Annotated in this window: 6 protein-coding genes and 1 pseudogene; 4 read left to right on the top strand and 3 right to left on the bottom strand. The window is 72.4% G+C overall.

The window, feature by feature from the left end; genetic code table 11:
• Positions 1–83 precede the first annotated feature (83 nt).
• The gene (locus AB0C99_RS39040) at positions 84–638 is read right to left on the bottom strand and encodes a GNAT family protein (protein ID WP_362485187.1); all 555 of its coding nucleotides are present in this window, start codon (positions 636–638) and stop codon (positions 84–86) included.
• Positions 639–791: 153 nt separating this feature from the next.
• Positions 792–1,403 carry a YceI family protein gene (locus AB0C99_RS39045; protein WP_362485189.1) on the bottom strand — a complete coding sequence of 204 codons (612 nt, stop codon included), beginning with the start codon at positions 1,401–1,403 and terminating at the stop codon, positions 792–794.
• Between the two features lie 263 nt (positions 1,404–1,666).
• Between AB0C99_RS39045 and AB0C99_RS39050 the strand changes: the two genes are divergently transcribed.
• From AB0C99_RS39050 to AB0C99_RS39065, 4 genes are all read left to right on the top strand, one after another.
• The gene (locus AB0C99_RS39050; protein ID WP_362485191.1) at positions 1,667–2,191 is read left to right on the top strand and encodes a hypothetical protein; all 525 of its coding nucleotides are present in this window, start codon (positions 1,667–1,669) and stop codon (positions 2,189–2,191) included.
• A gap of 181 nt (positions 2,192–2,372) precedes the next feature.
• The gene (locus AB0C99_RS39055) at positions 2,373–6,245 is read left to right on the top strand and encodes an endo-alpha-N-acetylgalactosaminidase family protein (protein ID WP_362485192.1); all 3,873 of its coding nucleotides are present in this window, start codon (positions 2,373–2,375) and stop codon (positions 6,243–6,245) included.
• 168 nt (positions 6,246–6,413) lie between these two features.
• Positions 6,414–7,997: an acyl-CoA carboxylase subunit beta gene (locus AB0C99_RS39060; RefSeq protein WP_362485193.1), complete on the top strand. Its 1,584-nt coding sequence runs from the start codon at positions 6,414–6,416 to the stop codon at positions 7,995–7,997.
• Positions 7,998–8,012: 15 nt separating this feature from the next.
• Positions 8,013–8,216 carry an acyl-CoA carboxylase subunit epsilon gene (locus tag AB0C99_RS39065; RefSeq protein WP_362485196.1) on the top strand — a complete coding sequence of 68 codons (204 nt, stop codon included), beginning with the start codon at positions 8,013–8,015 and terminating at the stop codon, positions 8,214–8,216.
• Between the two features lie 74 nt (positions 8,217–8,290).
• Here the strand turns inward: AB0C99_RS39065 and AB0C99_RS39070 are convergent.
• A pseudogene (locus AB0C99_RS39070) lies at positions 8,291–8,391 on the bottom strand (ATP-binding protein); the annotation flags it as partial.

Below are 8,391 nucleotides of genomic sequence, written 5' to 3' on the forward strand. Positions count from 1 at the left end.
AGCAGCTCGCGGGCGAACGCCGTACGGGTGTCGTTGATCACCTTCATGGTCAGGCTCCGTCCAGGCCGCCCCCGCCGGGCCCGCTACAGGTCGTCGGAGAGCCGGGAGTAGACGATCAGGTCGACCAGCCCGCCGTGGGTGAAGCCGGCCTTCCGGCAGACCCCCTCCGGGGTGAATCCGGCGGCTGCCGCGACTTTCTGGCTCGACCGGTTTCCGGCGGCGGCGCGGAGCTGGCACCGCGTGAAGCCCTGTTCGCGCAGCAGCCAGTCGACTATGCGCGCCACGGCCTCCTGGGCCAGCCCCCGGCCCCGCATGGCCGGATGCACGGCGTACGCGATGTCGGCCGACCGGGCCTGCCAGTCCACCCCGTTGAACCCGAAGCTGCCGACGAACCGGGCGGAGGCCGTCTCGACGGCGGCCCAGTGCACGCCCGTCCCCCGCGCGCGTAACTCCGGCGAGACCGACTCGCACCAGCTGCGCGCGGCGGCGAGCGTGTAGGGCTGCTCCAGCGGCAGCCACCGGGCGCACGCGGGGTCCGACAGCATCGCGGCCACCTCGGCGGCGTCGCCCGCCGCGAAGGGCCGCAGGGTGAGCCGTGCCGTGGCCAGTGGGGAATCCGGGAACACCGGAGTGGTCATGTGTCGCTCCTGCCCAGTGCGTCGACGCCTTGGGTGACTCCTACCCCGCCGCCGCCGGGCGGGGAACGCCGAGCGCCCGCCTTCCGCGGTGGCGGAGAGGCGGGCGCGCTCGTGTCACGGCCGGGTGGCGCCGCCGGGGCGGGGCCCCGGGGGTCAGGCGGCGTTCTTGATGGCGGAGATGTCGAAGTTCAGCTTGACCTTGTCGCTGACCATGACGCCGCCGGTCTCCAGGGCCGCGTTCCAGGTCAGGCCCCACTGGGAGCGCAGGATCTCGGCGCTGCCCTCGAAGCCGACCCGCTCGTTGCCGTAGACGTCGGTCGCGGTGCCGTTGAACTCCAGGTCGATGGCGAGCGGCTTGGTGACGTCCTTGATGGTCAGGTCGCCGGTGACGCGGTACTTGTCGCCGCCGAGCTGTTCGGCCCGAGTGGAGCGGAAGCTCATCACCGGGAACTGCTCGGCGTCGAAGAAGTCGCCGCTGCGCAGGTGCCCGTCGCGGTCGGCGATGCCGGTGTCGATGGAGGCGATCTTGACGTCGATGGTGGCGGTGGAGGCTGCCGGGTCCGAGCCGTTCAGCTTGAGGGCGCCCTCGTGCTCGGCGAAGGTGCCGCGGACGTTGGTGACCATGGCGTGCCGGACCGTGAAGCCGATGCTGCTGTGCGCCGGGTCGATCGTGTAGTCGCCGGTCAGGGCGGCGAGCGCCGGGTCCACCGGGAGGGTCGCGACGGCGGTGGCGGACTCGTTGTTCTTGCGGCCGAAGATGCCCATGACGTGCTCCTTGATCAGAAATTCCGGCCAGGGAGGCTGCCGGTCGCCGTGTTGTTGAACCTTCAACGAGAACGACTGTAGCCCCATTCCGTTCAACATTCAACATCTCCGGAAGATGTTCACCTGGACGGCCCCCACGCCCTCTGGCGGACGCGCGTAGAACTGCGGCACCATCTCCCTGCGCACGGCCGCTCGGCCGGAGCCACCGCACCACCTGCACCGCCGTCCCCAACCGTCACGGTCATCCGCAGGAGGCATCCGCAATGAAGCACCGGTACCGCTCCGTACTCGCCGCTCTCGCCCTGGTCCTCGGGGCCCTCTTCGCCCCCGGCGTCGGAGCCCTGTCCACCGCGACCGAGGCCCACGCCGCGGTCACGGTCACCAAGATCAGCCACGCCACCGCGACCTCGATGTTCCGCTCCTCCGGGATCACCTGGTCCTCGTCCGGCGGCTGCTCGGACCGCAACAACGCCACGTGTACGTCCTTCGACCAGCTCAACCAGGCCACCGCCCAGGGCGCCCAGACCCTCAAGAGCGCCAGCGGCTGCGCCCTCAACATCACCGGCGGCACCGAGACCGGCCACGCGAGCGGCACCTACTCGCACTGGAACGGCTACAAGCTGGACTTCGGCAAGGCCACCTGTGTCACCAACTACGTGAAGAACACGTTCACGTACATCGGCGTGCGCGGCGACGGCGCCCCGCAGTGGCAGTCCGGCGCCGGCAACGTCTACGCCGACGAAGGCAACCACTGGGACGTCACCTTCTACAACTGCGGCGGCTGCTGAGCCTCCCCGCGAGGGGCCGCCGGCCGGACCGCCGGCCGAACGGCCGCCCGGACCGCCGACCGGGCCGACGGCCGAACCACCGGCTCCACTTGGACTAACCGGAAGGGGTTGTTGGACTGGCGGGCCCGTCGGCGGACGATCTCGTTGACGGTGCTCCGCCACCCCGGGCCAACTGGTGCGCATGTCGCACCCACACCCTCCCGCCGCCTCGGCGCGGCGGCTGCGCACCGCCTGTGCGCTGGCCGCCGCCGCCTCCGCCGTCCTCGCCCTGGCCGGTCCCGCCCGCGCCGGGGCCCCGGACCCCGCGACGGGCGCCGCCGCCGCGGAGGCCGCCGCCACCGGCTCCGCCGTGATCGGCTCCGCCCGGCTCTCCGTCGCCGTCGCCGACGACTTCCCCCGCGTCCTCTCGTACACCGACCGCGCCACCGGCGCCCGGCTGCTCGGCAGCACCGCGCCCGTCACCCAGGTCGTCCTCAACGGCACCGCCCGCACCGTGCGGGCCACCGGCGCCCCCGTCCTGACCCGCGACTCCGCCGCCTACACGCTCGCCTTCCCCGAGCTCCCCGGGGTCGAGATCGACACGAGCCTCGACGTCAGCGGCCGGACCACCACCTTCCGGATCACCGCCGTCCGGGACACTGCGGCCTTCCGGGTCGGCACCCTCGACATCCCCGGCCACGACCTCGTCTCCGTCGGCTCCGCCGAGCCCGGCGCCGCGACCGCCTTCACCCGGCTCGACCCCGACTCCACCCGCACCGCCGACGTCTTCGCGCGGGTCACCGACGCCACCCCGGCCGACCCGGGCGCCGTCGGCGCGAGCTACGCGATCGTCAGCACCGACCGGCTCGCCGCCGCCGTCGAGTCCAACTCCTCGTACGACAAGCCCGCCGGCCCCTCCGCCCGCGACGGCGCCCGCTTCTGGCACCAGGCCCGCAAGGCGGGCGACGAGACCCGCGTCGGCGTCTGGTCCGGCCAGTGGACCTACCGCGGCGAGGGCGCTCCCGCGCCCGAGCGCGGCGCCGCGCTGCCCTGGGCGAAGGTCGTCGTCACCCCCGACGCGAACGGCGACGGGCGCACCGACTGGCAGGACGGCGCCGTCGCCTTCCGCGCCATCGGCGTCAAGGCGAAGGGCAGCGAGGAGACCCCCGACCGGGTCGTCGCCCACATCCCGTTCAACTTCGCCTCCCAAGCCACCCACCCCTTCCTGCGCACCCTCGACGACGTCAAGCGGATCTCGCTCGCCACCGACGGGCTCGGCCAGTTCGCCCTGCTCAAGGGCTACGGCTCCGAGGGCCACGACTCCGCCCACCCCGACTACGGCGGCAACTACAACAAGCGCGCGGGCGGCCTCGCCGACCTCAACACCCTGCTGCGCGAGGGGCGTAAGTGGGGCGCGGGCTTCGGCGTGCACATCAACGCCACCGAGTCGTACCCCGAGGCGAAGAACTTCAGCGAGACCCTCGTCGACAAGACCAAGCCCGGCTGGAACTGGCTCAACCAGAGCTACTACATCGACCAGCGCCGCGACGTGAACAGCGGCGACCTGGCCCGCCGCCTCCAGCAGCTGAGGGACGAGACCGACCCCAACCTCTCCACCCTGTACATAGACGTCTATTACACGCACGGCTGGATCGCCGACAAGACCATGCAGGCCACCCGGGCGCAGGGCTGGAACGTCGCCACCGAGTGGTCCGAGAAGTTCGAGCGGGACTCCCTCTGGTCCCACTGGGCCAACGACCTCGACTACGGCGGCGCCACCAACAAGGGCCTCAACTCGCAGATCGTCCGCTTCATCCGCAACGGCGAGAAGGACGTCTGGAACGACCACCCGGTCCTCGGCCAGACCGCCCTCGTCGACTTCGAGGGCTGGACCGGCGAGACCGACTACACCGCCTTCACCGCCAACATCTGGCAGCGCAACCTGCCCGCCAAGTACCTCCAGCACCAGCGGATCACCCGCTGGGACGGCAACGACATCACCTTCACCGGCGGGGTCCGCGGCACCGTCGAGGACGGCCGCCGCACCTTCTACGAGCAGGGCCGCAAGGTCCTCGACGGCGACACCTACCTGCTGCCCTGGGACGGCGGCGACAGGCTCTACCACTACAACAAGACCGGCGGCACGACGAGCTGGGCCGTCCCCGGCACCGGCTCGTACACCGTCTACAGGCTCACCGACAACGGGCGCGTGAAGACCGGCACCGTGCGGCCCGTCGACGGCCGGATCACCCTCGAAGCCGCCGCCGGACAGCCCTACGTCCTCTACCCGCACCGCGCCCCCGCGCAGCGCGACCCCCGCTGGGGCCAGGGCACCCCGGTCGCGGACCCCGGCTTCAACGACACGGGGCTGCGCGCCTGGCGCAAGACCGGCGACGTCACCCGCGAGACCGACACCCAGGGCCGCACCGGCGCCAAGCTCACCGGCGCCGCCCCCGCCGCCCTGCGCCAGCGGATCACCGGCCTCACCCCCGGCGCCCGCTACACCGCCTCCGCCCTGATCGAGGTCGAGCCCGGGAAGACCCGCCCGACCACCCTCTCCATCGGCGGCCGGTCCGTCACCGTCGAGCGCTCGGCCCTTGAGGACCGGGTCGCCGCCTCCGACCGGAACGGCACCCGCTTCCAGCGCGCCAAGGTCACCTTCACCGCGCGCGGGAGCACCGAGCTCGGCATCGAGGCGGCGCCCGGCAGCGCGGCCACCGTCCGGGTCGACGACGTCCGGATCGTCGCCAACGACCCCGCGACCAGCCCCGGCGCGCTCGTGTACGAGGACTTCGAGGCCGTCGACCAGGGCTGGGGCCCCTTCCTCAAGGGCGACGCGGGCGGCACCACCGACCCCCGCACCCACATCGCCCAGCTGCACGCCCCGTACACCCAGGCGGGCTGGAACGGGAAGGCCGTCGACGACGTGCTGGACGGCGCCGAGTCCCTCAAGTCACACGACGAGAACAGCGGCCTGGTCTACCGCACCGCCCCCTGGACCGTCCCGATGAAGGACGGGCGGGCCTACCGGGTCGAGTTCGACTACCAGTCCAGCCACACCGGCGCCTACGAGTGGATCACCGGCTACGACCGCACGGCCGGGCCCGGCGCCCCCGTGGAGACCCGCCGCACCCCGATCGGGCGGCAGCGGACCACCGGACACTTCGCCGAGACCGTCACCGCGGGCTGCGGCGACACCTGGACCGGGCTGCGCAAGCGGGCCGACGCCCCCGACGGCGCCGACTTCACGCTCGACCGCTTCACCGTCACCGACCTCGGCCCGGCCGCCGAGCGCCCCGCCTGCGGCACCCTCGGCGTCACCGCGCCCGAGACCCTGGAGCCCGGCCGCCCGAACACCGTCACCGCCGTCTTCGGCAACGACGAGGCCGCCGAGGTCACCGGCGCCCGCGCCGCCCTCGCGCTCCCCGAGGGCTGGACCGCCGAGCCCGCCGGGCCGGTCGCCCTCGCCCCGGTCGCCCCGGGCGGCAGGGCGACCGCCACCTGGCGGGTCACCCCGCCCGTGGACGCCGCCTACCGGCCGTACGAGCTGGGCGCCACCGTCACGTACGCCGTCGGCGACGGGCCCCGGCGGCTGACCGCCGCCACCACCGTCCGCACCCTGCCCCCGCCGCCCACCGCCGACAGCTGGGCCAGCGACCTCGACTGGACCTCCAGCACCAACGGCTGGGGCCCGGTCGAGCGGGACCTCTCCAACGGCGAGACCGGCACCGGGGACGGCGGGCCGCTGCGGATCGGGGGCGTGACCTACGCCAAGGGGCTCGGCAGCCACGCCCCGGCCACCGTCCGTTACTATCTCGGCGGCCGGTGCACCTCCTTCACCGCCGAGGTCGGCGTCGACGACGTCCAGACCAGCCGAGGCTCCGTCCGGTTCACCGTGCTCGCCGACGGCGCCGAGAAGGCCGCCACCCCGGTCCTCAGGGCCGCCGACCCCGCCCGGCCGCTCACCGCCGACGTCACCGGCGCCGCGTACGTGGACCTGGTCGTCGGGGACGGCGGCGACGGCAACGGCAACGACCACGCGGACTGGGGGAACGCCCGCTTCCACTGTGGCTGAAGCCTTACCGGGGGTCCTTGTGTAGGAACCCCACAATCAGCTGGGGTGTCTGGCTGTCGACTCGGACTGGTGGGGCACAGGTTCTGTCAAGCCCCGCCAGGAATCGACACGGGAGACTGTACGGAGTCGACGGGGGGGTTTGCTTGCCCGAGTTCGTAGGGTCGGTACATGACCGTTGTGGACCAGATCCCGAGCGAGCCCGCTGACGCCCGCGGCCGTGTGGCCGAGCTGCACGAGCTGCGCGAGCAGGCTCGGCGTGGCCCGAGTGACCGGGCGACCGAGGCCCAGCACGCCAAGGGCAAGCTGACCGCTCGCGAGCGGATCGCGCTGCTGCTCGACGCCGGGTCCTTCCAGGAGGTCGAGCAGCTCCGCCGGCACCGCGCCAGCGGCTTCGGCCTGGAGGCCAAGAAGCCCTACACCGACGGTGTCATCACCGGCTGGGGCACGGTCGACGGCCGCACGGTCTTCGTCTACGCGCACGACTTCCGGATCTTCGGCGGCGCCCTCGGCGAGGCCCACGCCACCAAGATCCACAAGATCATGGACATGGCCATCGCGGCCGGCGCCCCGCTGGTCTCGCTGAACGACGGCGCGGGCGCCCGCATCCAGGAGGGCGTCTCCGCCCTCGCCGGCTACGGCGGCATCTTCCAGCGCAACACCCGCGCCTCCGGTGTCATCCCGCAGATCTCGGTCATGCTCGGCCCCTGCGCGGGCGGCGCGGCCTACAGCCCCGCCCTCACCGACTTCGTCTTCATGGTCCGCGAGACCTCGCAGATGTTCATCACCGGCCCGGACGTCGTCAAGGCGGTCACCGGCGAGGAGATCACCCAGAACGGCCTCGGCGGCGCCGACGTGCACGCCGAGACCTCCGGCGTCGCGCACTTCGCGTACGACGACGAGGAGACCTGCATCGCCGAGGTGCGCTACCTCCTGTCGATGCTGCCGCAGAACAACCGCGAGAACCCGCCGACCGTCGAATCCGAGGACCCGGCCGACCGCCGCTCCGACGTGCTGCTCGACCTGGTGCCCGCCGACGGCAACCGCCCGTACGACATGCACAAGGTCATCGAGGAGCTCGTCGACGACGGCGACTACCTGGAGATCCACGAGCGCTGGGCCCGCAACATCATCTGCGCCCTCGCGCGGATCGACGGCCAGGTCGTCGGCATCGTCGCCAACCAGCCCCAGTCGCTGGCGGGTGTCCTCGACATCGAGGCGTCCGAGAAGGCCGCCCGCTTCGTACAGATGTGCGATGCCTTCAACATCCCGATCATCACCCTTCTGGACGTACCCGGCTTCCTTCCCGGCGTCGACCAGGAGCACGGTGGAATCATCCGCCACGGCGCGAAGCTGCTCTACGCGTACTGCAACGCGACCGTGCCGCGGATCTCGCTGATCCTGCGCAAGGCGTACGGCGGCGCCTACATCGTCATGGACTCCCAGTCCATCGGTGCCGACCTGACGTACGCCTGGCCCACCAACGAAATCGCGGTGATGGGCGCCGAGGGCGCCGCCAACGTCATCTTCCGCAAGCAGATCGCGGAGGCCGAGGACCCCGAGGCGATGCGCGCGCGCATGGTCAAGGAGTACAAGGCCGAGCTCATGCACCCGTACTACGCCGCGGAGCGCGGCCTGGTCGACGACGTCATCGACCCGGCCGAGACCCGCGAGGTGCTCGCCAAGTCCCTCGCGATGCTCCGCACCAAGCACGCCGACCTGCCGTCCCGCAAGCACGGCAACCCGCCTCAGTAAGAGGAGCCCCCCGAAGTGACCACGCCTGCCACAGCCAACCTTCTCCGCGTCGAGAAGGGCCACGCCGAGCCCGAGGAGCTGGCCGCGATCACCGCGGTCCTGCTGGCCCGCGCCGCCGCCCAGCCGACCGAGCCCGCCCACCAGCACGGCCGCTCCACCGCCGGCTGGCGCCGCCTGGAGCGCGAGAACGGCTTCCGCGCCCCGCACAGCTGGCGCTGACACCCCGCGCACGACGAAGGGCCCCCGGGACATCCCGGGGGCCCTTCGTCGTGGCTCTCGGCCCGTCGGGACGGTTACCGCAGGCGTGCCATGAGGGCGTGTTCGACCAGGGTGATGAGGGCGCTCTTGGCGTCGGCGCGGTGGCGGGCGTCGGTGGTGATGATCGGGGTGTCGG

The sequence above is a fragment of the Streptomyces sp. NPDC048659 genome (genome assembly GCF_040650575.1).
Lineage (GTDB): Bacteria > Actinomycetota > Actinomycetes > Streptomycetales > Streptomycetaceae > Streptomyces.

What these genes read in the sequence shown, in the direction of transcription:
- AB0C99_RS39040 (WP_362485187.1), bottom strand. Translation starts at nt 638, where the DNA reads ATGACCACTCCGGTGTTCCCGGATTCCCCACTGGCCACGGCACGGCTC.
- AB0C99_RS39045 (WP_362485189.1), bottom strand. Translation starts at nt 1,403, where the DNA reads ATGGGCATCTTCGGCCGCAAGAACAACGAGTCCGCCACCGCCGTCGCG.
- AB0C99_RS39050 (WP_362485191.1), top strand. Translation starts at nt 1,667, where the DNA reads ATGAAGCACCGGTACCGCTCCGTACTCGCCGCTCTCGCCCTGGTCCTC.
- AB0C99_RS39055 (WP_362485192.1), top strand. Translation starts at nt 2,373, where the DNA reads ATGTCGCACCCACACCCTCCCGCCGCCTCGGCGCGGCGGCTGCGCACC.
- AB0C99_RS39060 (WP_362485193.1), top strand. Translation starts at nt 6,414, where the DNA reads ATGACCGTTGTGGACCAGATCCCGAGCGAGCCCGCTGACGCCCGCGGC.